The 26,539-nt window shown below is 53.0% G+C and carries 24 protein-coding genes; 10 read left to right on the plus strand and 14 right to left on the minus strand.

The features are described from left to right. Positions 1-6 precede the first annotated feature (6 nt). A complete protein-coding gene (locus tag ACP9M6_RS10590) occupies positions 7-921 on the plus strand; it encodes a 2-dehydro-3-deoxygalactonokinase (RefSeq protein WP_427450928.1) in 915 nt (304 codons plus the stop codon). Here the strand turns inward: ACP9M6_RS10590 and ACP9M6_RS10595 are convergent. From ACP9M6_RS10595 to ACP9M6_RS10640, 10 genes are all read right to left on the minus strand, one after another. Next, positions 918-1,808 (minus strand): sugar phosphate isomerase/epimerase family protein, encoded by an 891-nt coding sequence (locus tag ACP9M6_RS10595; RefSeq protein WP_427450930.1) that lies wholly within the window; start codon positions 1,806-1,808, stop codon positions 918-920. The two genes, ACP9M6_RS10590 and ACP9M6_RS10595, sit on opposite strands and share 4 nt — an antisense overlap. Continuing rightward, entirely contained in the window at positions 1,808-3,493 is a 1,686-nt protein-coding gene (locus ACP9M6_RS10600; protein WP_427450932.1) for a GMC oxidoreductase, read from the minus strand. Before ACP9M6_RS10600 ends, ACP9M6_RS10595 begins: the two co-directional genes overlap by 1 nt. Next, entirely contained in the window at positions 3,493-5,199 is a 1,707-nt protein-coding gene (locus ACP9M6_RS10605) for a GMC oxidoreductase (RefSeq protein WP_427450934.1), read from the minus strand. Before ACP9M6_RS10605 ends, ACP9M6_RS10600 begins: the two co-directional genes overlap by 1 nt. Then, positions 5,199-6,896: a GMC oxidoreductase gene (locus ACP9M6_RS10610; protein WP_427450936.1), complete on the minus strand. Its 1,698-nt coding sequence runs from the start codon at positions 6,894-6,896 to the stop codon at positions 5,199-5,201. Before ACP9M6_RS10610 ends, ACP9M6_RS10605 begins: the two co-directional genes overlap by 1 nt. Then, positions 6,896-8,596, minus strand: coding sequence for a GMC oxidoreductase (locus tag ACP9M6_RS10615; protein ID WP_427450937.1), 1,701 nt, complete (start codon positions 8,594-8,596; stop codon positions 6,896-6,898). Before ACP9M6_RS10615 ends, ACP9M6_RS10610 begins: the two co-directional genes overlap by 1 nt. A gap of 3 nt (positions 8,597-8,599) precedes the next feature. Further along, positions 8,600-9,175 (minus strand): gluconate 2-dehydrogenase subunit 3 family protein, encoded by a 576-nt coding sequence (locus tag ACP9M6_RS10620; RefSeq protein WP_427450939.1) that lies wholly within the window; start codon positions 9,173-9,175, stop codon positions 8,600-8,602. Further along, entirely contained in the window at positions 9,168-10,433 is a 1,266-nt protein-coding gene (locus ACP9M6_RS10625; RefSeq protein WP_427450941.1) for an MFS transporter, read from the minus strand. The genes ACP9M6_RS10620 and ACP9M6_RS10625 overlap by 8 nt, the downstream gene beginning before the upstream one ends. Positions 10,434-10,481: 48 nt before the next feature. Beyond that, a complete protein-coding gene (locus tag ACP9M6_RS10630; protein WP_427450943.1) occupies positions 10,482-11,534 on the minus strand; it encodes a sugar phosphate isomerase/epimerase family protein in 1,053 nt (350 codons plus the stop codon). After that, complete coding sequence (locus ACP9M6_RS10635; RefSeq protein ID WP_427450945.1) at positions 11,531-12,685, minus strand: Gfo/Idh/MocA family protein; 1,155 nt, start codon at positions 12,683-12,685, stop codon at positions 11,531-11,533. Before ACP9M6_RS10635 ends, ACP9M6_RS10630 begins: the two co-directional genes overlap by 4 nt. Before the next feature lie 81 nt (positions 12,686-12,766). Then, positions 12,767-14,422, minus strand: a complete 1,656-nt coding sequence (locus ACP9M6_RS10640; RefSeq protein ID WP_427450946.1) for a hypothetical protein — start codon at positions 14,420-14,422, stop codon at positions 12,767-12,769. Positions 14,423-14,585: 163 nt separating this feature from the next. Here ACP9M6_RS10640 and ACP9M6_RS10645 point away from each other — a divergent pair, with 163 nt between their 5' ends. From ACP9M6_RS10645 to proC, 5 genes are all read left to right on the plus strand, one after another. After that, a complete protein-coding gene (locus ACP9M6_RS10645) occupies positions 14,586-15,044 on the plus strand; it encodes a hypothetical protein (protein ID WP_427450948.1) in 459 nt (152 codons plus the stop codon). 58 nt (positions 15,045-15,102) lie between these two features. Further along, the gene (locus ACP9M6_RS10650) at positions 15,103-16,014 is read left to right on the plus strand and encodes a rhodanese-related sulfurtransferase (RefSeq protein ID WP_427450950.1); all 912 of its coding nucleotides are present in this window, start codon (positions 15,103-15,105) and stop codon (positions 16,012-16,014) included. Next, positions 16,011-16,616: a glutathione S-transferase N-terminal domain-containing protein gene (locus ACP9M6_RS10655; protein WP_427450952.1), complete on the plus strand. Its 606-nt coding sequence runs from the start codon at positions 16,011-16,013 to the stop codon at positions 16,614-16,616. Before ACP9M6_RS10650 ends, ACP9M6_RS10655 begins: the two co-directional genes overlap by 4 nt. Positions 16,617-16,772: 156 nt before the next feature. Then, on the plus strand, positions 16,773-17,306 hold the full coding sequence (locus tag ACP9M6_RS10660; RefSeq protein WP_427450954.1) for a YbjN domain-containing protein: 534 nt from the start codon (positions 16,773-16,775) through the stop codon (positions 17,304-17,306). After that, a complete protein-coding gene (gene proC / locus ACP9M6_RS10665; protein WP_427450956.1) occupies positions 17,306-18,115 on the plus strand; it encodes a pyrroline-5-carboxylate reductase in 810 nt (269 codons plus the stop codon). Before ACP9M6_RS10660 ends, proC begins: the two co-directional genes overlap by 1 nt. Here proC and ACP9M6_RS10670 read toward each other — a convergent pair whose 3' ends face one another. Together ACP9M6_RS10670 and ACP9M6_RS10675 are read right to left on the minus strand one after the other, a co-directional pair. Continuing rightward, positions 18,116-19,420 (minus strand): ATP-binding protein, encoded by a 1,305-nt coding sequence (locus ACP9M6_RS10670; protein WP_427450958.1) that lies wholly within the window; start codon positions 19,418-19,420, stop codon positions 18,116-18,118. Positions 19,421-19,423: 3 nt separating this feature from the next. Beyond that, positions 19,424-20,122: a response regulator gene (locus ACP9M6_RS10675; RefSeq protein WP_427450960.1), complete on the minus strand. Its 699-nt coding sequence runs from the start codon at positions 20,120-20,122 to the stop codon at positions 19,424-19,426. 50 nt (positions 20,123-20,172) lie between these two features. Here ACP9M6_RS10675 and ACP9M6_RS10680 point away from each other — a divergent pair, with 50 nt between their 5' ends. The 3 genes from ACP9M6_RS10680 to ACP9M6_RS10690 all read left to right on the plus strand — a co-directional run bounded on the left by ACP9M6_RS10680 (position 20,173) and on the right by ACP9M6_RS10690 (position 22,526). After that, the gene (locus ACP9M6_RS10680; protein ID WP_427450962.1) at positions 20,173-21,126 is read left to right on the plus strand and encodes a branched-chain amino acid aminotransferase; all 954 of its coding nucleotides are present in this window, start codon (positions 20,173-20,175) and stop codon (positions 21,124-21,126) included. A 563-nt stretch (positions 21,127-21,689) separates the two neighbouring features. Then, the gene (locus ACP9M6_RS10685; RefSeq protein WP_427450964.1) at positions 21,690-22,217 is read left to right on the plus strand and encodes a MarR family winged helix-turn-helix transcriptional regulator; all 528 of its coding nucleotides are present in this window, start codon (positions 21,690-21,692) and stop codon (positions 22,215-22,217) included. Between the two features lie 84 nt (positions 22,218-22,301). Next, entirely contained in the window at positions 22,302-22,526 is a 225-nt protein-coding gene (locus ACP9M6_RS10690; RefSeq protein ID WP_427450965.1) for a hypothetical protein, read from the plus strand. A 127-nt stretch (positions 22,527-22,653) separates the two neighbouring features. On the opposite strand, the gene ACP9M6_RS10695 is transcribed toward ACP9M6_RS10690, so the two are convergent. Together ACP9M6_RS10695 and ACP9M6_RS10700 are read right to left on the minus strand one after the other, a co-directional pair. Next, on the minus strand, positions 22,654-24,213 hold the full coding sequence (locus ACP9M6_RS10695; protein ID WP_427450966.1) for a tetratricopeptide repeat protein: 1,560 nt from the start codon (positions 24,211-24,213) through the stop codon (positions 22,654-22,656). A 220-nt stretch (positions 24,214-24,433) separates the two neighbouring features. Next, entirely contained in the window at positions 24,434-25,231 is a 798-nt protein-coding gene (locus ACP9M6_RS10700; RefSeq protein WP_427450968.1) for an RNA methyltransferase, read from the minus strand. Positions 25,232-25,307: 76 nt separating this feature from the next. Here ACP9M6_RS10700 and ACP9M6_RS10705 point away from each other — a divergent pair, with 76 nt between their 5' ends. After that, the gene (locus ACP9M6_RS10705; RefSeq protein ID WP_427450970.1) at positions 25,308-26,519 is read left to right on the plus strand and encodes an NADP-dependent isocitrate dehydrogenase; all 1,212 of its coding nucleotides are present in this window, start codon (positions 25,308-25,310) and stop codon (positions 26,517-26,519) included. The last annotated feature ends 20 nt before the right edge of the window (positions 26,520-26,539 follow it).

The raw sequence follows: 26,539 nt of genomic DNA on the forward strand, positions 1-26,539 counted from the left end.
CGCCGGATGGGGCCTTCGGACGACATTGTAATTCTCGCGGACTGGGGGAACAGTTCAGGACGCTTATTCTGCGTTCGGGGTACGGATTTAGAGCCCGAATTTCTCGATGAGGTTCGGATATCCGGAGCGAAAGACACTGAGGACTGTGCCAAAGAATTTGAAACTGCGACGGAAGGTTGGCGTCAGACATATGATATCAAGGAAGCCTGGCTCTGCGGGGCGGTCACATCAAATATTGGCTGGACGACAACAACATATGCGCCAACACCAGCGCGGATAGAATATATCAAATCCACAGTCTTAGACACACGTTCTGGTCTGGCCTGCCATTTCCTGCAAGGCACCTCCATTCTCAAAAACGTGCAGGGTTATTTCGACACAGTTCGCGGGGAAGACATACAGGCCTTTGGGTGGGTGGCACTGACTGGACTCCGAAATGGCCTCCTCTGCCTTCCCGGCACACATACGAAATGGATGACAATCAAGGACGGTGCGATTGAGACCATTTCGACAGGTGTCACGGGCGAAACATTCGAGGTCTTGGACCGCCATTCCATTCTGACGCGTGGCGGAAAGAACGAGACTGGGTCGGAGGCGGCTTTCCTGCGCGGGGTCGACATCATGAAATCCCGGCCACGGCCCGCCCTTACCCATATGCTGATGTCCGTCCGGAACTTGCAATTATCGGGAGAGATGACTGCGGGTGAATCCCGCGATTATCTCTCGGGGCTTCTGATTGGAGAAAACTGCGCCGCCTCATTATCGCAGAGACCCGCATCCGATATTCACATTATCGGAGACGGAGCTTTAGCGGAAAGGTACGAATTAGCGCTGAAACATCTGGGATGCAGCACGCGTCGTCACGATGGAAAGGCCTGCGTCATCTCAGGCTTGCAATCTGTGAGGACCAGTAGACATTAGAATCGCATCGCCCGCACATCATCAATGCTCTGCTTCATCGACGCGCGGAAAGGCTTGGGCGGACTGTCATGTTCAATCACGAAATATTCCATGCCGGAGACATCATTCAGGGCGAAATAGTCTTCGAACGGAATATTGCCTTCGCCAACATTGACCATCAATGCTGCGCCGATCGCGCCGTAATCCCGACTGTCACGATATTGCGCGGGCGAGCCGTTCATATCCTTGATGTGGCAAAGCTTGAACCGTCCGGGATGAGCGCGGAACAGGGCCGGAATATCAACGTCGCCGAGTCGCGCCCAGAAGAGGTCCAATTCAAAATCAAACAGATCAGGGTCCGTCTCTTCTAACATAATATCCATACCGGTCACACCGCCGCCCAGATCATCAAACTCGAATTGATGATTGTGATAGGCCAGCCTAAAGCCCGCATCCCGCGCCTGACGCCCGCGTTCGTTAAACATCGCGGCATTGCGTTTGTAACCCTCAACCGTCCGCTGCGGCTTATCCGTCCAAGGCATGATAACATAATTAACGCCGAGCGCCTGTGCATCACGGGTCGTCTGCCCGAAGTCACTGCGGATTTTTTCCATATTATAATGCGTGGCGGGCGCATAAAGCCCTGCATCCTTCACGAGACTGATCAGCTCTTCAGCCGTTCTGTCTGTGAAATTCCGCTCGTTCAATTCGACATAATCATAGCCGAGCTCTTTGAGCATCGCCAAAGTCCCCGCCGGATCCGGTTCGAAAATTTCACGCAAGGTGTAAGTCTGTAGCCCCAACGTCTTAAGCTGCCGCGTCCCGACTTTCGAAACCGCAGGTGAACCACATGCCGCAAGGCCCATCGCAGCGGCGGCACCGCCCATAAATAAACGTCGTGAATACATCAGAGCTCTCCTCTTTCCAGTAAGTCAGCGGCATGGTTCGCCGCTCGCGCGGATAGCGCCATATAGGTGATGGACGGATTTTGAATGGCCGAAGAAGTCATACAAGCGCCGTCCGTGATAAACAGGTTCGGGACATCATGCGCTTGGTTCCATTTGTTGAGAACCGACGTCTCGCGGTCCAACCCCATGCGCGCCGTGCCCATTTCATGGATGCGATTACCTGGCTTCGTCGCTTTGACTTCGCCGCGCACAATATCGCGGAAACCCGCCTTGGTGAGGATGTCGACGGCATCATCGGACCCTGCCTGCAACAGCGCGAGTTCGTTCGGGCCGTGGCTGGCATTCATATGCGGCACGGCGAGGCCCCATTGATCCTTGGTATTGGACAAGGTCACGCGGTTTTCAGGATTGGGGAGGACTTCGGCATAGGTATCCAGCGTGATATTCCACCCGCCCGGCTTGGCCTGTTGCGCTTTATAAGCCGCGCCAATCCCCGCATTATTCGGGTTCCAGCTGCCGCGATTTGTGTAGACCTGAAAGGCAAAGCCCCGTTTGTAATCCTCGCTATATTCCGGATAGTTCCGGTAGCGCGGGATGTACCCGCAAGCCGGTCTGCGCCCGTAATAATATTTATCTTCCAGCCCATCGATATTGGCATAGACCTGCGCGCCCGCGACATGGTCCATGAGGTTTCGTCCGACCTGATCGGAACTATTCGCCAGACCATTCGGGAATTTCTCAGACTTGGAGTTCAGCAGAATTGTCGCCGTCGGGATAGCCGACGCGTTCAGGAAAACAACTTTCGCCGTATAGGTCTTAGTAGCTTTCGTCACGCGGTCAATCACCCGCACGCCCGTCACGCGATTGGTCGTATCGTCATAGACGAGACTGTGAACAATAGAGTCGGGCTTGAGTGTCAGGTTTCCAGTGCTTCGCGCAGCGGGTAATGTCGCAGAATTGGAACTGAAATAGGCGCCGAAACTACATCCGCGGAAACAATGGTTGCGGGACTGGCAGGGCCCACGGCCCAGAGCGATATGCTCCTCTGTAGCTCTTTTCAAATTCGCGACACGCGCGACCATCATCGTTCGGTCCGGAAAATGTTCCGCCATTTTGGATTTCAAGAGTTTCTCCGCGCAGTCCATTTCAAACGGCGGCAGGAACTTTCCGTCCGGCAATTGACCGAGGCCTTCCATGGAACCGGACACGCCGACAAATTCCTCGACTTTGTCATACCAAGGATCGAGGTCGGCATAGCGAATGGGCCAATCCACGCCAACACCGTCCGCTTTATTGGCCTTAAAATCGTGATCAGAAAAGCGGAACGACATCCGCGCCCAGAGCAGGCTGCGGCCGCCGACATGATGACCGCGCAACCACTCATAGCCCGTGCCCGGCGCAGTCGTATAAGGATAGATGCGGTCATTCGCCCAGAGATGTTTCGTGCTCTCGAAGAACACATAGACATCCTTCTGAATTTTATAATCGCGGTTCGCTTCTTCAGGTCGGACACGGTCGAGATATTTTTTATCCCAGGGGTCCAGCATGTCGGTGTAGTCTTCGGCCGGATCAATATCAGGGCCGCGTTCTAGGACCAGCGTCTTCAACCCACGCTCGCAGAGTTCCTTGGCGGACCACCCGCCCGACATCCCGGAGCCGACAACAATGGCGTCAAAGTCAGCCACTAGATTTCGCCCGCTTCATAGAAGTCAGCCGCATGTTTTGCCGCTTTCGCGGATAGCGCCATATAAGTCAGGGACGGATTCTGACAGGCCGAAGATGTCATGGCCGACCCATCACTAATGAATAGGTTTGGGATATCATGGGTTTGCAAATATTTATTCAGAACGGATGTCTTCGGGTCACGCCCCATTCGCGCCGTTCCCATTTCGTGGATGGCATTGCCTGGGCGGGAGGGTTGAACATCATAATCTTCTGAACTGCGGATATCGACCGCGCCTGCCGCTTTCAGCATCGCGACCGCATCCGTAGAAGCTTGTTTGATCAGGTTAATTTCATTCTGCCGCATCTTCGCATCAAAGAGCGGAAGCGGGAGCCCCCATTGATCTTTCTTCGTCGGATGCGGTGTGACGCGGTTGCGTTCATCCGGCAGGATTTCTCCGAACGCGCCCATGGAAATGTACCAGTCGCCGGGGGAGCGATTGGAGGCCTTGTAATCTTTGCCAACGCCCGATTTCTCACCTGACCAACCGCCGCGATGGACACCTCCCTGATAACCGAAGCCGCGCACATAGCCATCACCCTCTTCCGTGTGATTACGGAATCGCGGGATGTAAAAGCCGTTCGGGCGGCGGCCATAGGTATATTTATCTGCGAGTTCAGGCGTCATCGGAATACGACCACTGCCCCACGCGCCACCGACATGATCCATCAGGTTGCGCCCGACCATACCGGAGCTGTTGGCGAGACCATTCGGGTTTTCGGCGGATTTGGAATTTTGCAGAATGAGCGACGACGCAATGGCCGAAGCATTGAGGAACACAATATTCGCCGTGACCGTCTTCGTCGCTTTCGTATTCCGGTCAATGACACGCACACCCGTCACGCGATTTGTCTCGGCATCATGCTCCAACTCGGCGACGATCTGATCGGTCATCAGCGTCAGATTACCCGTGCGTTCTGCAGCAGGTAGTGTGGCGGAAACGGAACTGAAATAGGCGCCAAAGGAGCAACCCTTGTGGCACTTATTGCGCACCTGACAGCTCCCCCGACCAAGTGCTTGTTGCTCAGGTGTCGCGCGGCGAAGATTGGCGCAGCGACCATGAATCATACGTCGAGTTGGAAAATTTTCTTCGATGCGATCGCGTGCAAGTTCTTCACCGCAGGTAAATTCAAAGACGGGCAGGAATTTGCTGTCGGGTAGAATATCCAGACCTTCGGCCTGTCCCGAAATCCCAGCAAACTCTTCGACATAATCATACCATGGCGCGAGATCTTCATATCGAATTGGCCAATCCACGCCGTGTCCGTCGGTCTTATTGGCCAGAATATCGATGGCTGAGAGGCGATAGCTCTGCCGCGCCCACATCAGCGACCGACCGCCGACATGGTAGCCGCGCCGCCATGTGTAATCTGTACCTTCGGCGGTCTCGTAAGGATGCTCGCTATCCTTGACCCACCAATGTTTCGTGTCCGCTGACCAATTGTAAATGGAGGATTGGATCGCGTAATGTTCTTGTTCTTCCGCTTTGGACACACGGTTCAGGTTTGGATATTCCCACGGGTCCATCATATCCGTGTAGTCCTCAGTGGGCTTCGTGCTCTTCCCGCGCTCGAGAACGCAGACTTTCAAACCACGTTCGCAAAGCTCCTTCGCGACCCATCCTCCGGACATGCCGGAGCCGACAACAATCGCATCAAAATCTGCCATTAGAGGTCTCCTTCTTGCAGCAGGTCCGCCGCGTGATTGGCCGCCCGCGCGGAGAATGCCATGTAAGTGAGAGATGGGTTCTGAACCGCGGAAGATGTCATAAAAGACCCGTCCGTAATAAACAGGTTCGGAATATCATGCGATTGGTTCCACCCGTTCAGGACCGACGTCTTCGGGTCCCGCCCCATCCGCGCCGTTCCCATTTCGTGAATTCGCCCAAGGACACCATTTAAATAATCATCGGGCTTACGGGCTTCATAAAAGCCATTAAATCCGGCGGCTTTCAAAATCTCAAAAGCGTCCTGATGCGCGGCCCGCATGAGGGCTTCCTCATTCGGGCCGAGTTTGAGATCGACCACGGCAATGGGCTGCCCCCATTTATCCGTCTTTGTTTTATGTGCCCTGATCGTATTGTTGGGATTGGGCAGGCACTCGCCAAAGGCGTCGAGCATAATGCCCCAAGGACCGGGCGTGCGGTTCTTGGTTTTGAAACCTTCGCCAACGCCCGCAGGTGCGCCCCATCCCCCGCGCCAAGAATAGACTTGATAACCCCAACCGCGTTTATAGCTTTCTTCCTGTTTCGGGTAATTTCGATAGCGCGGGATGTAAGCGCCAATCGCACGACGTCCGGAGAAATAGCGATCCAGATGTCCCGGAACATGCGCTACAACTTGCGACCCACCAATATGATCCATCAGGTTCCGACCGAGTTGATCGGAGCTATTGGCTAATCCAGTCGGATGCGCTTCTGTCGCCGAGTTCAGCAAAATCAAGCTTGTCCCGATTGTGGAGGCATTGACGAAGACAATTTTAGCCGTGTGCGTCGTTCCGACGCCTGTATCGGCATCGAGAACCTGCACACCCGAGATTCGATTGTTGACGGGGTTATGGACGAGTTTCGAAACAACACTATTAGGGATTAATGTCAGATTTCCCGTGCGTTCAGCCGCAGGTAATGTTGCAGCGTTCGAGCTAAAATACGCACCGTAAGAACAGCCATGCGCGCACCGGTTTCGCGCCTGACAACGGCCACGCCCGAGAGCCGTTTGTTCTTCGGTCGGCTTTGTGAGATGCGCGACACGCCCCATAATCAGCTTGCGTTCGGGAAAGCTCGTTTTCAGCTTTTCTTTCAGATCAAGCTCCGCGCAGGTATGTTCAAACGCGGGCTGAAAATGTTTGCCGTCGGGCAGTTGATCCAAACCGTCGCGATTGCCCGCAATGCCTGCGAATTTTTCGACATGATCATACCACGGCGCGATATCATTATAGCGAACGGGCCAATCGACCCCTTCACCGTCAGCCTTATTGACTTCGAAATCATAGGCGGAGAAGCGGTAGCTCGCCCTGCCCCATAGCAATGACCGTCCACCAACGTGAGCACCCCGACGCCAATTAAAACTTTGCTCCGGAGCGCGTTCATAAGGCTGCGCACGGTCCGTCATCCAGAGGTGACGGTTGCTCTGCTTCATAGCATAATTAATGCCCGTGATCGGGAAATCGCGCTTAACATCCTCATCAGAAATTTTATCGAAATGTTGGGTTTCCCAAGGTTCGAGAAAGTCCGAATAATCTTTGACCGGGTCTGTCGGCTTCCCCCGCTCTAAAACGCAAACTTTCAATCCGCGCTCGCACAGCTCTTTGGCCACCCATCCACCGGAAATGCCGGAGCCGACGACAATGGCGTCAAACTCCGCCACTAGATCTCATTGGCTTTCATCAATTTCGCGGCATGATCCGCCGCACGGGCGGAAAACGCCATGTAGGAGATGGACGGATTCTGGCAGCCGCCGGACGTCATGAAAGACCCATCCGTGATGAAGAGGTTCGGGACATCCCAGCTCTGATTCCATTTGTTGAGAACGGATGTCTTAGGGTCGCGGCCCATTCGCGCCGTGCCCATCTCGTGTATACCCTCGCCCGGGGGTGTGCCGATATCGGTTTCAGGGTCAGCGCCTGTCACCTCTTCACACCCGGCCTTGCGGAGCATATCCATACCATCCCGCGCGGCTTGGCGGACGAGTTTCAGCTCGTTCTCACCATGTTTCGCGTCGAGGATTGGGATGGGAAAGCCCCACTTATCCGTCTTTGACGCGTGAAGTCGCACGTGGTTATCGAAATTTGGGAGAATTTCCGCGAAACCAACGAGGCTGACCCACCATGCGCCGGGCGTGCGGTTATTGGCTTTATAAGCTTCACCAACACCTGCGGCATCAGCGCTATCGCGCCAGTTGCTACGATAAGCACGGCCTTGATAACCAAACCCACGGACGAAACCTTCACCCTCTTCCGTATGGTTTCGGAAGCGCGGAATATAGATGCCATTCGCACGACGCCCGTAATGATATTTATCTTCCATCCCGGGCAAGCGACCACTGGCACGTCCACAAATGATGTGATCCATGAGGTTGTGACCGACCTGACCCGAACTATTCGCCAAACCGTTTGGCATCGCGTCAGATTTCGAATTCATCAAGATCATGGCGGTCGGAATGGTCGATGCATTGAGGAAGACCGTGCGGGCGGTGACAGAAACAGGCGCGTTCGTTTCGGTATTCACGCCTTTGATGCCCGTCACGCGTTTCGTCGCCGGATCATAATCCAGTTCATGAACGGCCACATTATGCATCATCGTCAGATTGCCCGTGCGTTTGGCGGCAGGTAGTGTCGCGGAATTCGAGCTAAAATAGGCCCCGTAGGAACACCCGCGAAAGCAATGATCGCGATTCTGGCATTGACCTCGGCCTAGCGCGATTTGTTCTTCCGTCGGCTGGGTTAGATTGGCGACGCGACCGGGTATCAGTTTCCGGCCGGGAAAAGCGGTCTCGATCCGAGTTTTCAATTCGGCTTCCGCGCAGGATAATTCATGCGGGGGTTGGAACACGCCATCGGGCAGAATATCGAGGCCTTCCATTGAACCGGAAATCCCCGCGAACTTTTCGACATAATCATACCAAGGTTTGATGTCATCATAGCGCACGGGCCAGTCGACACCGTGACCGTCTTTTTTATTCGCCGCGAAATCGGTTTCACTCATGCGGTAGGATTGACGCCCCCACATGATGGACCGTCCACCCGTATGATGACCCCGACGCCAGTTATAGCGCTGTCCGTCCGGCACTTCATAGGGATGGTCTTTATCCTTTACCCAGAACTGTTTGGTGTAATTATGGAAGGCGTAGACTTGCGACTGTATCGGGTACTCTTCCTTCGTCTTCTCACTCGTTAAATTGAGGTGTTCGTGCTGCCACGGGTCTTCGAAATCGGTGTAATCTTTTTCGGGAACAATCTCACGACCGCGTTCAATCACGCAGACTTTAAAGCCCTTCTCGCACATTTCCTTCGCGACCCAGCCGCCGGACATGCCGGAGCCGATAACGATGACATCAAAATCCGCCATGACTTAAGTCGCCCAGGTTTTTGGCTGATCTGAAAGGGGCACACATCCGCGCCACTCACCGGGGACGGCTTCATAGGCCAGTTCTTCCGTCGCACCCGGCTCGCTCATGTAGTAGGCTGTCGCGATGGTCGATTTCATATCCTTGTAGAACGGGTCAAAATCATTATCTGCGAAGGCTTTCTCGTCATATCTGCCAAGAAGATTCGCCTGTTGAGACGCGGACATAGCAGCGAATTTTTGCCCGCCCTCTTTCACAAAGTGCTTTTCGAGCTTATCGAGTCCCGCCCGCCAATAAGTGCGGTAATTCTCATCGCCCCAGTCGGTGAAGAGGTCTTGGATAACGGCCGGAACACCGGCCTCAACCGCGCCCGCCGTATCCGTCATCGGGATTATTGTCTGTCCAAGAGCCGAAACGAGCGCCATTTCAGTGGTTGAGAGAGATGGAGCCGATGACAATTTCGGTGCGGATGCACCGTCCGCTTTACCCTCACCAATGCAAGCCGTCAGGGCCCCTGCTGCAGAAATTGCGAGCAGGCTCTTCAGCGCATCCCGTCGCTGCATCATAAGAAAATCAGTCATTTGCGACCTCCGTCGTGAATGTTTTGCGCATGAAGAACAGGATACCGAAGACGACAATCAATCCGAGCGGCAAATAAAGTATCTGACCGAGCGTTTCCTGTCCTGCTTGCAAAGTAACGTCTGCGTCTGACAAGCCTGCAGCCAGGGCCTTAGAGCGTGCAGCATCAATCCAGCCGCCAATAACTGGCGTCCAAATTGTAAATCCAACCATGCCCATGCCGCCGACAACGGACATTCCCAATGCGCCTGTTTCGGGTTTATATTCAGCGATAACACCGATCATTGTGGGCCAGAAATAACAGATACCAACGGCGAACACGATGGCCGCCAGATAGGTCACGCCGCCCGTTGCAACGGAGAGTAGGAATATCCCAATTGAAGTCAAAATCGCCGACATTAAAAGAACGCCAATAGGGTTTAAACGGTGAACGAGCGGTCCAGCAAAATAACGCCCCAGCGCCATAATGACCGAGACTAGCGCGAGCACGACGAGTGGAACAGCGCCGGACGCTTCCAGCAAAGATCCGACCCACTGATTTGTCCCCAATTCCGTAGCCGCTGTAACCGTCATAATAAGCGCGATAACGATAAAGAGCGGTGAAAACATAGACTTCAAATTATGCATTGTGTCCGTCTCATCAGTTTTATCGGAAACGATATCGGGGAACTTTGTCGTGAATACCATCCACCCATAAATTAGGGTGGGAACAATCATGATCGCGATTTCAAGCTGCCATGTAGGTCGCCCTGATCCTCCAAACATTTTTTGGATGGCAAATGCCGCCAATGCGCCAATGGCCAGACCGCCCGGAAACCAGACATGAAATTTGTTCAACATCGTTGTTTTATTATCATCATACATTTTGGTGATCATCGGGTTACAAGCCGCTTCAACTGCGCCATTTGCAAAACCAATAAAAAATGTTGAGATCGCCAGCCCCCAAAATCCGCCCGATATAATTGTCAAGCCCAGCCCTAATAGGTGACCCAGAAATGCGATAATCATAATAGTTTTAGGTCCGACCCGATTGTAAATCAGTCCCCCTAAAACGGTCGCAACTGGGAAGCCGAAACCAGCCATGGCGGCGGTAATACCCGCCTGCCGTGCCGTAAGTGCAAACTCCTGCCCCAGAGTGCCCAACATTCCAGCACGAATTGAAAATGTCATCGCCGTTACTGTTAGTGCAATACAGCTTAACAGGAATAATCTCTGCGCCGGCAGGGCTTCCGCCTGTCGCTCCAATGTCGATGCTACCATTTTAATCCCCTTTATTCTGTCCCGGACATTTCCGGTGACGGTTATTTTCTAAGTTAAACCCAGCATCCGGCGATTGCTGTCCCTGTCCGCCGTACCACCCGCGAAATCGTCAAACGCTTTATCGGTCACGCGGATGATGTGATCTTTGACGAATTGTGCGCCTTCGCGTGCGCCGTCTTCATTGTGTTTCAACGCGCATTCCCATTCGACGACGGCCCAGCCATCGAAATCATTGGCCGCCATTTTCGCGAAGATCGCGCCAAAATCGATTTGCCCGTCGCCGAGGCTTCGGAATCGTCCCGGACGATCCACCCAGCCCTGATAGCCGCCATAAACGCCGGAACGGCCATTCGGACGGAATTCCGCATCTTTCACGTGGAACATGCGGATGCGGTCTTTGTAGATGTCGATGAAGTCGAGATAGTCGAGCTGTTGCAGGATGAAATGCGAGGGGTCGTAGAGAATGTTACAGCGCGGATGATTGTTGACCTGCTCCAAGAACATCTCAAACGTTATTCCGTCATGTAGGTCTTCACCCGGATGGATTTCGTAACAGACGTCGACGCCTTCGTCTTCATAGTGATCGAGGATCGGACGCCAGCGGCGGGCGAGTTCTTTGAACCCCTCTTCCACCAATCCGGCCGGGCGCTGAGGCCAAGGATACATAAATGGCCAGACAAGCGCGCCCGGGAAACTAACCGAGCGATCCAGGCCAAGTCGGCGAGACGCGGTGGCCGCATATTTGACCTGCTGCACCGCCCATTCCTGTCGGTCTGACGGTTTCCCGTGCAGATGCGCCGGTGCGAAGGCATCGAAGGCTTCATCATAAGCGGGATGGACGGCGACGAGTTGCCCTTGAATATGCGTGGACAGCTCGGTGATTTCCAAACCGTGTTCGGCAATCCGCCCCTTAAGTTCATCTGCGTAAGTCTGGCTTTCCGAACATTTCTTAAGGTCCATAACAACCGGCATGTCAGAAGGAAGCTGCACCCCCTTATAGCCCGCATCCGCCATAAAAGCGCAGGCATTATCCAGTGTATCAAATGGTGCATCCCCCATAAATTGCGCGAGGAAAATTCCGGGACCCTTGAGCGTTTTCATGATTTAATTTCCACCCATTTTGAATTCTTGGAAGATGATTTCAGCAGCGCCTCGACAAAGGCCATGCCTCGCACGCCACCTTCTATACCCGTCGTGACGGGCGTATCGGATTTCAGCGAGTTCGCGAAGTCGAGATAGACATTTGCAAAGGCTTCCAAATAGCCTTCCGGATGACCGGGCGGCGTGCGGAACCCCTCTTGCGCTGACACTGGCAAATAGCCTTGCGCAGACCGGATAATTTCAGTCGGGCGGTCCGCATAAGTCCGCAGCAAAGTGTTCGGTTCTTCCTGATTCCAGATGAGGCCGCCCATTTCGCCATAGACACGAATAGACAGACTGTTTTCCTGCCCGACACAGATTTGCGAGGCCGACAACGTGCCCTTCACGCCGTCCTCCATCCGGAACAGCGCGGAGCCGTCATCATCAAGACGGCGACTATCCACGAAAATAGAGAGATCAGCGGCGACATGCGTCATCCGCTTCCCCGTGACAAATTCCGCTAGGTTGTGCGCGTGTGTACCAATATCGCCCATACAACCGGAGCCCCCGGATTTGGATGGGTCCGTGCGCCAATCCGCTTGTTTGTTTTCAACCTCGGTCGCAAGCCATCCCTGGATATACTCAACAAAGACTTTTCGGACTTGCCCAATACCACCCGTATTGACGATATGTTTCGCGACACTCACGAGCGGGTAGCCAAGGTAAGTATGGGTCAGACCGTAATTCAGCCCAGTCTTCTCAACAATTTTCTGAAGCGCTTTCGCTTCCTTCAAATTCAATGTTGCAGGTTTGTCCGACAGCACATGAAAGCCCGCCTCAAGCGCAGCTTTTGCAACGGGAAAGTGAACGTGGTTGGGCGTTACAATTGAGACGAATTGCATCCGTTGGTCTGCGGGTAAAGCCGCCTCGGCCTGCATCATGGCTTCAAAATCTGAGTAGCAGCGCGACGCATCGAGCCCGAGTCCCGCACCTGTACGCTTCGTATTTTCCGCATCGCGGGAGAAGGCGCCGCAGACGAGTTCGATCTTCCCATCTAACCGCGCGGCCAGCCGATGAACTTCACCGATAAAAGCGCCCTCACCCCCGCCAACCATGCCCATGCGGATGGGCACACGAGCTTCACTTTCTATGTCGGCAGTCACTTGGCTCATGGGCGGGGTCCCTTTATGCGGTCGGATTTTATCCGATCTCGTTGCTAATACACACCCAATTTAACGGGTATGACATCGCTGTCATATAGAGGACGCAATATCTCTCATGTCAAGACCAGCTATTTCCACACTACGTTTTAATTTCTCAGTCAAATCACTTGCCAGATGCCATTGACAAGCAGACCGCCCCGTTTCGATAAGGAAACCTGGGAACTCTTCATCTAATTTAGCTATGAGAACTTTCGCTTCGTCAATGCGATCCAGATATACGAGCGCGGACAACCCAAATGCTTGGAAAGCCGCGGGTAAATTCAAAGGATCACGCCCCAACCACGCGGCAACGGCATCATATTGGCCTTCCCGATAATCGACAATCATCTGCGGCACATAAAACCACGGCGGCGCACGACCAATGAGCCGAAGAGCCGCTGCCTGCATCGTCAAGGCCTCCTTGTTATAACCGCGTAAAGCCAAACAGACAGCATGGTAAGCAAGAATCGAATAATTATTAGGATTGAGAGCCATAGCTCGTCGAATCATACGGTTGGCATTTTCAAACTCGCCGCGGTGATAATAAGTCTGATAGAGCGCAAAATAGCCGAGCGCATTTTGATTATCCAGTTCAATGGCCAATCGCCCGCACCGGTCAGCTTCTTTCAAATGTTTGACCGGATCCGCGACAGGAAAACATTGCGACACCAAGAATGCATGCATTAAACTTTGGATTGCCCAACCGGACGAGAACCCCGGATTTTCTGAAGTAGCGGCTTCAACCGTTTTTAGCAACTCATTCGCTTTATTTCGGGTAGGCCGAAGTTGAATATCGTAGAACCGCAAGACGCATTCATAAGCTTGAATAGACGCATCCTGACGAATGAGCCGTCGCCGATTATATCTATTCACAGCCCCAAAAGGAGCGGCAACGGCCGCCGCCGTATATGAGGCTATATCCTCTTGTAAATTGAAAAGACTGCCCGGTGAATATTCCCTATCAAAGACGCGCGACATCAAATGCTCATTTGTATCGGCCCGTATGAGTTGCACCATAACGCGAAAAACATCGCCGTCCCGACGCACATTTCCGGATAAGACAAACTCCGCCCCGGACTCTTCCGCGACTTCTCGAACGGATCGCTCCTTCAAATGCGTCGCGACACTCGCCGTCATTGTAACAATTCGCATTGATCGGAACTGGACAAGCGCATTTACAATTTCTGCGGTCAAACCATCGGTGAAGTAGGCTCCCTCGCCTTCATTTGGGGTTAAATCATCGAGAGACAGGACGGCAATTGACGGACGCGGATCAGTCTTTATATCCGTCACAGCCTTAGCAACATCCCCGGCCTCAAGCGTCGCATCATCGGGTATATTTTGACGCATCTCAAAAATCGGTGAATAACGCCCCTTTGGGATCAATATCCTGACCTGGCTGTCTTTCGCATGTTCCGCATAATAAAGATCCAGACGGCGGCGTAATTGTCCGGCCTGCACACGAACAATGGTGTCAGCCTGCGGATCAAAATCGTCAGGCCTGTCAAAGACCTCCACTCCAATTGTATAGCCTTTCAAACGATCGCCGCGTCCTTCCAATGTTTCCTCGACGACAAAGCGCAGGAAACGTTTCATGCGGGTTGTATCTCGGAAAAGGGCGTCTTCGCAGATAAGTTCTAAGGCCTGCCTGACGAGAACCGCTTGCGCATCTTCATCAGGACCGGGCATGGCAGTCATAGCTGACATTGCAGCAGACATAGCGCTCCTAAATCCCACATTATTTGAATGGAGGCCTACGCGTGTAATCTCCGACTTGCAACAGATCGACTGGGTAAAATTGTCCCGATTCTGATTTGTTGTTCAATATCGTGGGCTTGCTACGTCGGCATGTCCGACATAACAGAGCGTTATGAACTCTATTTCGAAAATTGCCGCGCTCTCGATCCTGCCGATTATGATCTCGGCCTGTGCCTCAACGCCCAATCCGGCCAAGGTCTGCACGGCGGAATGGATTGCCCCGCGCGCCGACCGCGCCGTCGAGCGAATCGAGAAGAAAGCGTCTCGGGCCATCAAGACTTTGGCGGCGGCCTCCCAAACGCTAGCAGAGGGCAAAACGCCCGGCTTGTTCCAATCGCTTGCGGCGTCCCGCGCATTGGGGAGCCTTGAGAAAGAATTGAAAAACGGCAAGGGTATTCAGGATCTTCGAACAGTTGCGAAAACCTGCAATGATCCGGAAATTATCTCCGATGGCATGCGGAGCTTGCTTGAGCGTCAGGGCGTGTCCGACAGTTTTATCTCTCAAATCGAATCCTTCGGAATATATCAGGACCTGATCTCCGGGATCGCCGAACCAGAGACGTCTTCATAAAGCCTCGCGACAGTGTCCTCGCCTTGACCGCGGGGCGCTCTGAAATTAGGTCGCGCTCATGACCTATCACGTCGCAGCCCTGTACCAATTTACGTCTCTCCCCGATTACGTCGCCTTGCGCCCGATCTTACAGGATATGTGCGACCTGTTGGAGATCAAGGGGACAATCCTTTTGGCCTCTGAGGGCATAAACGGTACGGTTGCTGGCTCAGAAAAATCCATCACGGATATGCTCGCATTCCTGCGCGCCGATCCGAGACTCGCTGATCTCGAAGCCAAATTCTCCACGGCCAAGGACCAACCCTTTCATCGGATGAAAGTGCGTTTGAAGAAAGAGATCGTGACGATGGGCGTGGACGGGATTGACCCGAACGAGACCGTCGGGACCTATGTCGATCCTGCCGATTGGAACGCGCTGATAAGCGATCCCAACACTATCTTGATCGACACACGCAATGATTATGAAGTCGAGATCGGCACATTTAAAGGCGCCGTCAATCCTGAAACAGAAACCTTCCGCGAGTTCCCCGCTTGGGTCGAAGCCAATCGCGACAACCTAAACAAGCCTAAAGTCGCCATGTTCTGCACGGGCGGTATCCGTTGCGAGAAGGCCTCGTCCTTTATGAAACAAAACGGCTTTGACGATGTCTATCATCTCAAGGGCGGCATCCTGAAATATCTTGAAACCCAGCCACAATCCGAAAGCCTGTGGGAAGGCGATTGTTTCGTGTTCGACCAGCGAGTCGCCGTTACACATGGCTTGGAAGAGAGCGAATATAACCAGTGCTTTGCCTGCCGCCGCCCGCTCCTGCCCGAAGATATGGACCGTCCCGAGTATCTTCTCGGCGTATCGTGCCATCGCTGTCACGCAGAGATGAGCGACGACCAGAAAGCCCGCTTTGCAGAGCGGCAAAAGCAGATTGCCCTCGCCAAATCGCGCGGGGAAGACCATATCGGGCGCAAGGCATGAGCGGACATATTCTCTATTCTTTCCGCCGCTGCCCCTATGCGATGCGGGCGCGGATGGCGCTCTATCTCGCGGGAACGGAATATGAGCACCGCGAAGTCAGCCTGCGCGACAAGCCCGAGGCCATGTTGGAGGCCTCACCCAAAGGGTCTGTTCCTGTTTTCATGACGTCCAATGAAGAGGTCATTGATCAAAGCCTCGATATTCTCCGCTGGGCAATACCTGATGCCGCCCTGAAGATGGAATTTGTCGCGCAAATAGACGGCCCGTTCAAACACCATCTGGACCGTTATAAATATGCATCGCGCTATGACGAAACAGCGAAACGCGGCGATGTCGACCTCGGCCACCGCGCGGAAGCTGTTGAAATATTGCAACCTTTCGAACGGACTTTGGAAATACAGACCTTTCTCTCGGGCGCCGATATGGGTCCCACAGACATCGCGACATTTCCCTTCATCCGCCAATTTGCAGCTGTCGAGCCCGATTGGTGGTCGAACGAGTCAGGACTTCCCAAGATGCGGGATTGGCTGAAAAACTGCATCACATCCGATCTGTTCAAAGCGATCATGGAGAAATATCCCCTCTGGTCGCCGCCGGAATGACACGGCCTCTCCCGTCAGCCTGTTGAGATTAAGAGTATAGTCACTGATAAGCGGACCGATTTGCGGTTATCAACACGCAGGGACACAATCCATCTTGCCAGCCCCCACCACATCCATAGCCTATCCTTAAAGAGACAAGTGATTCATTGGACCCTGATGTCATACGCTGACCAACGTCAAATTCGCCCCAACCCGACATTGTCGAGTGCTGTGGGCCTGCGCCAAAATCCGCTGGATGTGTTTACACGCATCTGCCTGGCCGAAGGTTATGACAATGAGCGTATGGATATAAACGAGCTTCACATCACCCTGCCCGGCCTGTGGTGCGAGCATGATGTGTCCCTGAGCTGGAATCCGGCCACAGAGCAGGTTCAGGTCTTTCTTGTTTTTGATGGTAAACTTCCGGGTGGACGGTCTGATGATATTTGTCGTCTGATGAGCTTGTTGAATGAACGGCTCGTCTCCGGACACTTTGATTATTGGGACAAGACACGCTGCCTCGTTTATCGCGATTCGGTCTCCCTGCGTGGCGGTGCGAAACTTGGGCTAGAACAAGGTTTAGACCTTCTCTCTCTCGCCCTGGATGCGGCGGAGCGCGGCTATCCGGCTTGCCAATATGTGACATGGGCGGGCAAATCACCGGAAGATGCCCTCACCTCTGCCCTCGTTGACTTGGCGGCAAATCCGTAATGGCGCAGACACACCTTCTCATCGGCGCGGGGAAGATGGGCGGCGCACTACTTAAGGGCTGGCTTGAATCCGGATTGGTGTCCCGACGCAATCTGTGCATCCTTGACCCAAACCCCGGGACGGAGGCCGTTTACGCAATTGAGAAAGGCGCGAAGCATCTTCACGCGCCCCAAGATATCCCGAAATCTGTCAGGACTGTCCTGCTTGGGATTAAGCCGCAAATATTTGAACAGCTAGGCCCTGAACTCGGCGAAAGCTTGCCTGAGAAAGCGATTATTGTTTCGATTCTTGCGGGAACAAGCCTTCGGACCCTCCGCAAACACCTGGGTGAGCGTACAATTATCCGTGTCATGCCCAATACACCCGCCGCAATTGGCGCCGGTATAAGCGCTATGTTCGCCGATCCAACTGTTTCGGAAGAACATCTGGATCTCACTGAAGCCCTTCTCACCGCAGGTAGCAAGGTCGTACGCGTTGAAAGCGAATCCGCACTCAATGCCGTTACAGCCGTGTCCGGTTCCGGTCCTGCTTATGTTTTTCACCTCGTCGAAACACTCGAAGCCGCCGCCCGCGATCTGGGATTGCCCAAAGAAATCGCCGCAGAACTGGCGCGCGAGACGATCATCGGCTCCGCCAAATTACTGGAGGACAGCTCTGAAACGCCGGGCACGCTTCGAAAGAACGTCACCTCCCCTAATGGCACGACACAGGCAGCCTTGGACGAGCTTATGTCGGAAAACGGCCTTTCCCGTTTGATGCTGCAGGCCGTGCGCGCCGCCTTTGCGCGGGCGAAGGAATTGGCAGGCTGATTAAAGCGGTAATCTCAGCGTCGCCCGAAGCCCACCTTTCGGACTATCCGCCAACAGGATCGTCCCGCCATGCAATTGCGCGATATCCTGCGCGATGGACAGGCCCAGACCGATGCCCTCGATATTCTGGTTCCGCGCTCCGTCCAATCGCTGGAAAGCCTTGAAGACCTCACTACGTTGTTCAATAGGAATTCCTGGACCGTCATCCTCGACGTGAAACATCAGGAAATCTTCCGTGTCTTCAATGCGTAAATCCACATTCGACCCATATTTCCGCGCATTATTGATGAGATTCCCGAGCGACCGCCGCAACATAACTGGACGAATTGAAATATCCCGATCTTCAAAATCAGACACCTCAACATCGTCCCTTCCTTTCATTGTTTGCGTAACGAAATCAGCTAATCGCACAGTGTCTGGCTTTTCCGTCCCCATGCCCCGCGCAAAGTCGAGATAGCCCGTCAGCATGGCCTCCATCTCGTCGACATCCCGCCGAGCTGCGCGCGTATCTTCCGTATCATCCTGCATGGCGAGTTGGAGTTTGAGCCGCGTCAGAGGCGTCCTTAGGTCATGCGACACGCCTGCCAGCATGAGGGTCCGCTGCTCTAAATGCCGTCTGATCCGGCTTCGCATTTTGAGGAAAGACTGTCCTGCCATACGCACCTCTGACGCTCCACGCGGCTTAAAATCGGAAATATCCTGCCCCTTACCAAAGCTCGTCGCAGCATCCGCGAGTTCTTTAATCGGGTCTGACTGCCGCCGAATGAATAAAATTGAGATGAGCGAGAGTAGGACCGTCGCGGTAATCAGCCAGAAGATGAAGACGTATCCCGTCGGCGCAAAGACCCGTTCCCGCGCCGCAATAAATCGCAAGACACCTTGATCGACCTTCACCTGAATATCGACGTGATTGGGATAACGCGTCGTGTCGAACCAGAACGGTTCATCCAATGTCTCGTTCAGGGATCGGCGGAGCGTCTTATCCAGCGTGGAGAAAAACGCATTTCGATTAGATGTTGGCAGAAGCTCATCCGGGCGAAGCACCACGGAGAGCTCCATATCCGGCCGCAGCAGCGCGTCCAGTGACTTCGCATTTTCATCTGTCGGGTCTTGCTGGAATAGCTGCACCGCCACCGCGACATCCGCCGCGACAGAATCGGACAGGTTCGATGTCACCCGCGCCCAATGCGCGTTGAAGAAGAACCAGGCCACCGCCATTTGCATGACGACAATCGGCAGGATGATAATCAGAAAAGCGCGCCAGAAGATCGACTTTGGCAGGATATTTCGTAAGCTCGGTTTCACAACTTACGCAACATCAGAGACGAGGCGATACCCCTCGCCCCGCACTGTGAGAAGATACTGCGGCTCGGACGGATCATTTTCCAGTTTCCGGCGCAGGCGTGTCATCTGCACATCAACGGCTCGTTCCGATTGCGCTTTTATATTCTCGGACAGAATGTAGCGCGAAACGACCGCTCCCGATTGCCCAGCCAGCAAAGCGAGCAAGGTCTGTTCCCCCGTCGTCAGCCGCATTTGCTTTCCATTTTTGCGCAGCAATCCCTTCGCAAGATCAAATTCATACGGCCCAAAAACGACCTTATCCGTTGTCAGTTCTCTCCCCGTCCGGCGGAAAATATTATCGATGCGCAGTAGCAATTCCTCCGGCTCGAACGGCTTGGGCAGATAATCATCCGCGCCGGACCGCAGACCTGCAATCCGCTGTTCTGCCTCGCCCAAAGCCGTCAGCAGGATAATCGGCACATCGTGATGTTCCCGCAATGATTTGGTCAGGGACAAGCCGTCCTCCCCCGGCATCATAATATCCAAAATCAGCAGGTCATATTTCAGACCCTGCATTTTCAATCGCGCTTCATCGGCACTGCCGGCTGTACTCGCACGGTAACCCTGCTTGATGAGGTAGCGGGACAGCAAGTCACGGATCCGGTCATCATCATCGACAATCAGGACATGCGTGTCGGAACGATCCAAATATGTGGTACTCATCCGTGCAACTCCCCAAAATTCGCATATATTTTTCTTGGCATAGACGATAGATGACTTGTAACGAAGACGCTTGCAAGACTGGCGGGCTTCACGGCTTGCTTCATGTTGGAAAGACGAGAGAGACAATGATCGAGAAAGCTTATCATGACCGCGACGGCGAAATTTGGCTGGACGGGAATTTTGTGGATTGGCGCGAGACAAAAATTCACGTCTTGACGCATTCGCTGCATTATGGGTCCTGCGTATTTGAAGGCAATCGCGCATATGGCGGGAAGATTTTCCGCCTGTCTGACCATAGCCAGCGCCTCATCAATTCGGCCAATCTCCTCGGCTATGAAATTCCTTATACGCGGGATGAAATTGACCAAGCCTGTCTCGACACATTGGCGAAGACGGGGTTGGACGATGCCTATCTCCGCCCCTTTGCGTGGCGTGGATCGAATATGATGGGTGTCGCCTCCAAAAACAATCAGATCCATTTCGGCGTGGCCGCTTGGCATTGGGGTAGTTATTTTGAGGACAAGATGAAGGGCATCCGTCTCTGTATTTCGGATTGGATTCGTCCTGACCCGCGCTCTGCACCCTGTAAATCCAAGGCCGCCGGCCTCTATATGATCTGCACCCTTGCCAAGGATAAGGCCGCCGCCACGGGCTGGGATGACGCCCTGATGTATGATTTCAAAGGCCGTGTTGCCGAATGTACAGGTGCGCATATTTTCTTTGTCCGAAACGGCGAATTGCATACCCCGACCAATGATATCCTCCTTGAAGGTATCACCCATGACACGGTCATCAAACTGGCCGAAAAGCGGGGCATTAAAGTGCATAAGCGCGATATCCATCCGTCTGAAATGCCGCATTTCGAAGAGTGTTTCGTCGTCGGCACCGCCGCCGAAGTAACGCCCGTGCGCGAAATTGACGGGATGCATTACGTGGTTGGCGAGACCACAAAGACCCTTGCCACGGATTATGATGATTGCGTCCGAGGTAAGATAGCGATTTAACCAAGCGGAACCTGCGACCGCCCATCTTGGAGTCAGCATTGGCGTATTTTCCCTGAAAATGGGACTGTCCGCGCGGTGGCATCCGGAATGGAGACCAAAGTTCTAAGTGTTTTATCCGAATGTCCAGCGCATGAGAGTGTGAAATGGGTCGGCGATACCGTTACGTTTCCAAATCTCGAACCCCACCATTTCCAAGCGGCGAAGTCCTGACGCTGTGTACATATGGCTTACGCCATTTGTACTACCACGCGGCGGTGCGGCTCCAACGGCGGCCTTACTTGACTGCGGGTGTCACAACCCGTCAGGCGCTCGCGGCTGGGCCCCTCAACCCGGATGTCAAACCGAGCCAATAGGCACACCCTCTCTCAAACCGGCAGATGACGTCCTACCTGTCCCGTGTCTGAAAGAACGAGTGTTAATATGACACGGGTTTTATAAGTGGGGATTATGTTTTTTATAAATGCGGGGTTGGGGCATATTTCACTCCTTAAAACCCACAACAACACTGCTGTTCTACAAATTTAAAATGCAGGTCGCTTGCATATCATATGTATGCATATTAAATGATCGATATGATTACAAAGCATGATGATTTGCTGGGAACCCTTATTCATGATGTGGCGCATCTTTTGCGTCTCAATATTGATAGACGTCTCGAAAGCCATAACCTGACACGCGTGAAATGGCTCGCATTGGGCGTACTCTACCATAAGGACGCAACGACACAGTCTGAACTCGCAAGTGCGATGGAACTGGGGACGGCCTCAGTTGGGCGGCTCGTCGATAGGCTTGTCGTCAGGGGATTCGTTGAACGTCGGCAGGATCCAGAAGATCGTCGGGCCTATCGCCTCTTTCTTACCCAAACAGCCTTGGCTCTCTTAGAAGAACTTGAGGATATTGGGGTAGAGCTAAGGGAAGAAACGCTGCAATCCTTATCTGATCAGGATATCGGAACGCTCAACTCAGGTCTTTTGAAAATAAAATCGAACCTTCAATCCCTGTCTACAACTCTGATTGTTGCCACCGGATTCTTCGTTCACAAAACATCAACTTATTCTTATGCGGTCACAGATTTGGCCGGATCAATCTAAAGGGCGCACCACAGGAATTAAGAGACCTCATCGTCACGCCTATCAATTAACTCGCTTCGGCGATCTATCAATCAGGAATACAAAATGAAAATTTACATTAGCGCTTTTGTGGGTGCCCTCTTTTTAATGCTCATGGCCGGTTTATTGGTAGAGGGCGTCGTCTGGGCTATTTTGTCAGCCTTCCATGCCTCTAAAACGGTATTGTTGACGGCCGAGGCTTTCATGCTCGCCCCTCTTCTCGTCATGTTTGGATTTACGTTTAAATCCACACTCTCCACAGAAAGAGAACTGGCCGAACAGGGATATTAGATTGGGCAGAGGAGAATTTCTGGCAGCACATATTTATTAACAGCGCTGACGCGACGTTGATAAATATCAAATCAAACTCAATAAGACTGACACCCACGCACTGTAAAAGCGCGTGGGAGATTACAGATCAGGTCAGATCGCATTGCCCTGAGAAGTTCGGCTCCATCAACTTAACCCGATTATACAGGCTGAACTTATCCCTATTCGGATCTGTTTCAGCTTGTTTTTTCGCCGTTTTAAAATACTCGCAAGCGCGAATTGTTTTACCGGATTTCATGAGAATATTTGAGAGATCCAGGGTCCCGCTGACACTGTTAGAGTCCCAATAAACGTCCTCATACACTTCCGCCGCATAGGTCGCCACAGGCGTGACAGGAATGTCGGACGCGCCGTAAATCGACATCATGTGAGAGACCGCTGTGTAATCCTCGTCATTCTCAAGTAATGCAGCCTCAAAATATTGGATGGATTTTTTCATGTCATCATTCAATTCGAAAATGCGCGGTTCCGTGTCTTCCAAATCTTCGAATTTCAAATCATGGGATTTATGAAAATAGACATCCCCCATAACGCGTAGAGGCTCAATTCCGTCCGGGTCCTGCGACAGCGCGGCTTGTGAGTATAAGACCGCTTGATCAAAGTCCTGTGCGTTGATGAAATAAGTGGCCCGCGCCGCAAGAGACTCCGCCGTCTGGCCGTTCTTTTTCTCAAATACGTTCAGCTTTTTACCATAGTCATTCATAGTCTTTTTATTGACAAATGAGCGCTGCCCCAATGCCATTTGCAAATTGAGCTCGGCTTTTGACAAGCGTGTCGACTTCATATTCACAGCCATAAATTCAGCCTTGGGCTGGAATTGTTGCACATTAAATCGATCATCCTCGAAATAATCACGCGCCGCTTCGTGGAATTCCTGAGGGGTTATTCCAAATCCTTCCTCAAAAGCTTTGATAGGTTCTTCGCCGGAATTTATAAGTTCGAGATAGTAACCCAAACGACTTGATAGCTCTTTTTCAGAATGCAGGTAATGCACGTAGAGCCAGCTTTGCGCATAAAATTGGTTAAGTAATAGACCGCGTTTGGAGCCTTTATCAGCAAAAGGATAAACGCGAATGGCGCTGATTACATCTTCAACATCTACCCAATCCGGCCCGCCCCGCATCAAACCTCTGGCATGTTTTGCCGCCGCTCGGCCAACCATTAATGTGCCGTCCCGCATCGTAAAGGTTGAAAGATAATTGGCATGACCTTCATCATACCAACGCGGATAGGCCGTATCCATGTAACCATGCAAAACGTGATGGCTATATTCATGAAGCGCGACTTGGTTTGTGAAACTATTCTGCTTTTTACTATCGGCCAATGGCGTCAACATGATTGGGCCGTCATAACCCTGTGTGTAGAGTCCTGCGATGCCACGCGTTCCCGTAAATTTGCTTAAGCCAGAATCGGAATCAAATGCATAAATCGTGAGTTTCTTGCGGTCCGGTGTTGGCTTCACACCCCCAAGTGTCATGATAAGCTTGCGGTAAACTTCCATCTTCTCGACGGTCTGCTTTGCCTGGTTCAGTTTGACGTCGCCATATAAGACGATATTTTCAGACTCTACCTTTAACGGGTCCGCATAGGCCGTTGAGGTCATCAATAAAATTGAACTGCTAATCCCAACTAAAAGCTTTTTCATCATGACAGGTCCCTTAAATAATCTTTAGAGAAGCTTCAAACGTTGAGCGTGCTTGGTCAAGAGTGATTTCCCGGATGTTCCTGAGAAAATACATCTCGGTGAACAGACTATAATGTTTAATGAACGTATTGAATGATCACGCACAGCCGTTCAAAACGCCGAATTCTATGGCCTGATAAAGCTGTTTAAAAAAGCGAATCTACTCAAATTTATATGGGCGCAGTTAATCCTTGCGCGCCGTCCCCCGCCCCTTCGCCAAAGCTTTCACAATGCCACGAAACGTGCGCACCTCCTGCTCACTCATCTTCGCACGGGTTAGCGGCGCGCGGATATTTTGTTGCATTAAGTTCCGCTTTGTTGCGGGAAAGAAGAATCCCGCATTGTCGAGTTCCTCTTCCAGATGCTCGAATAGGCGCGTCAGGTCTTCGCGCGGGGCGACCTCGCTGCGCACGCCTTCGAAAATATCCGGCACCTGCACATCTCCCGCCTGCGCCCAGAGAAAGGCAAAGAGGTTCACGGCTTGGGCGAGGTTCAAGGATTGAAATGCCGGATTGACGGGATAGGTCAGGATGGCATCCGCCATCACGACATCAGCATTGGTCAGGCCCGCTTTTTCAGGACCGAACAGCACACCGACCCCTGCCCCGATTTGCGCGCGCATTTCACCGCCGACCACATCAGTCCCAACCACAGGAATTTCGAGTTCACGGCGACGCGCCGTTGCCGCAAGGACATAGGAGAGATCGGCCACGGCCTCTTCCACCGTCTTGTAGAGTTTCGCATTTTGCAGAACGGGCAGCGCACCCGACGCCATCGCATCCGCATCCGGATTGGGCCACCCATCGCGCGGCGCAACAAGGCGAAGTTCCGTCAGGCCGAAATTAAGCATACCCCGCGCGCAAGCCCCGATATTCTGACCCAGTTGCGGCCGCACGAGAATCACGACGGGCGCGGGCGCAGCATCCGGCGTCACAACGCGCCCCAATTGGTCTTTCCGGGCTTTCCCAACTTTGTTGTACATATATTCGGCTTTAAGTTTACAGGGTCGGATGTTATGGGCCGCCCAACAGAATTAACGTCCGTTTAATGAGGAAAACATGGCTAAAATCAAGGTGACAAACCCCGTCGTTGACATGAACGGGGACGAGATGACCCGCATCATCTGGGACATGATCAAGGATCGCCTGATCCATCCCTATCTGGATATCGACCTGCTGGACTATGATCTCTCTATCCAATCGCGCGACGCGACTGACGATCAGATCACTGTCGATGCGGCCAATGCGATCAAAAAACATAATGTCGGCATTAAATGCGCAACGATCACGCCGGATGAGCAACGCGTCGAAGAATTCGATTTGAAGAAGATGTGGCGCTCTCCGAATGGCACAATCCGTAACATCCTTGGTGGTGTTGTCTTCCGAGAGCCGATTATCTGTAACAATGTCCCGCGCCTCGTGCCGGGCTGGACACAGCCTATCGTCATTGGCCGTCACGCTTTTGGCGATCAGTACAAAGCGACAGACTTCCTCGTCCCCGGCGAAGGTAAGCTGACCATGAAATGGGAAGGCACAAATGGCGAAACTATCGAGCGCGAAGTGTTCGACTTCCCTGAAGCCGGTGTGGCTATGGGGATGTATAATCTCGACGCCTCGATTCGCGACTTCGCCCGCGCCTGTTTTAATTACGGCACGCAGCGCCGATGGCCGGTCTATCTGTCGACGAAGAACACTATCCTCAAAAAATATGACGGACGGTTCAAAGATATCTTCCAAGAGGTTTACGATACGGAATTTGCGGAGAAGTTCGAAGAGTTTGGCGGCGAATACCAACATCGCCTGATCGACGATATGGTCGCGGCGGCGATGAAATGGTCCGGTGGCTATATCTGGGCCTGTAAAAATTATGACGGCGATGTGCAGTCCGACACCGTCGCGCAAGGGTTCGGGTCGCTCGGCCTGATGACATCCTTCCTGCTGACGCCGGATGGAAAGACGATGGAAGCCGAAGCCGCGCACGGTACGGTGACACGTCACTATCGTAACCACCAGAAGGGCGAAGCGACCTCGACCAACTCCACCGCATCGATCTTCGCCTGGACACGCGGTCTCGCCCATCGTGCGAAACTGGATGATAACGAGGCCCTCGCAAAATTTGCGGGCGGGCTGGAATCCACAGTGATTGAAACCATTGAAGGCGGTCAAATGACGAAAGACCTCGCGCTCCTTGTTGGGGACCAGCAAGGTTGGCTGACGACGGAGGGCTATCTCGAAGCGATTGCCGAGAATTTCGAACGGAAGATGACGTAAGTCAGACTGATATTAAAACA

The organism is Litorimonas sp. WD9-15 (genome assembly GCF_050271975.1).
GTDB lineage: Bacteria > Pseudomonadota > Alphaproteobacteria > Caulobacterales > Maricaulaceae > Litorimonas.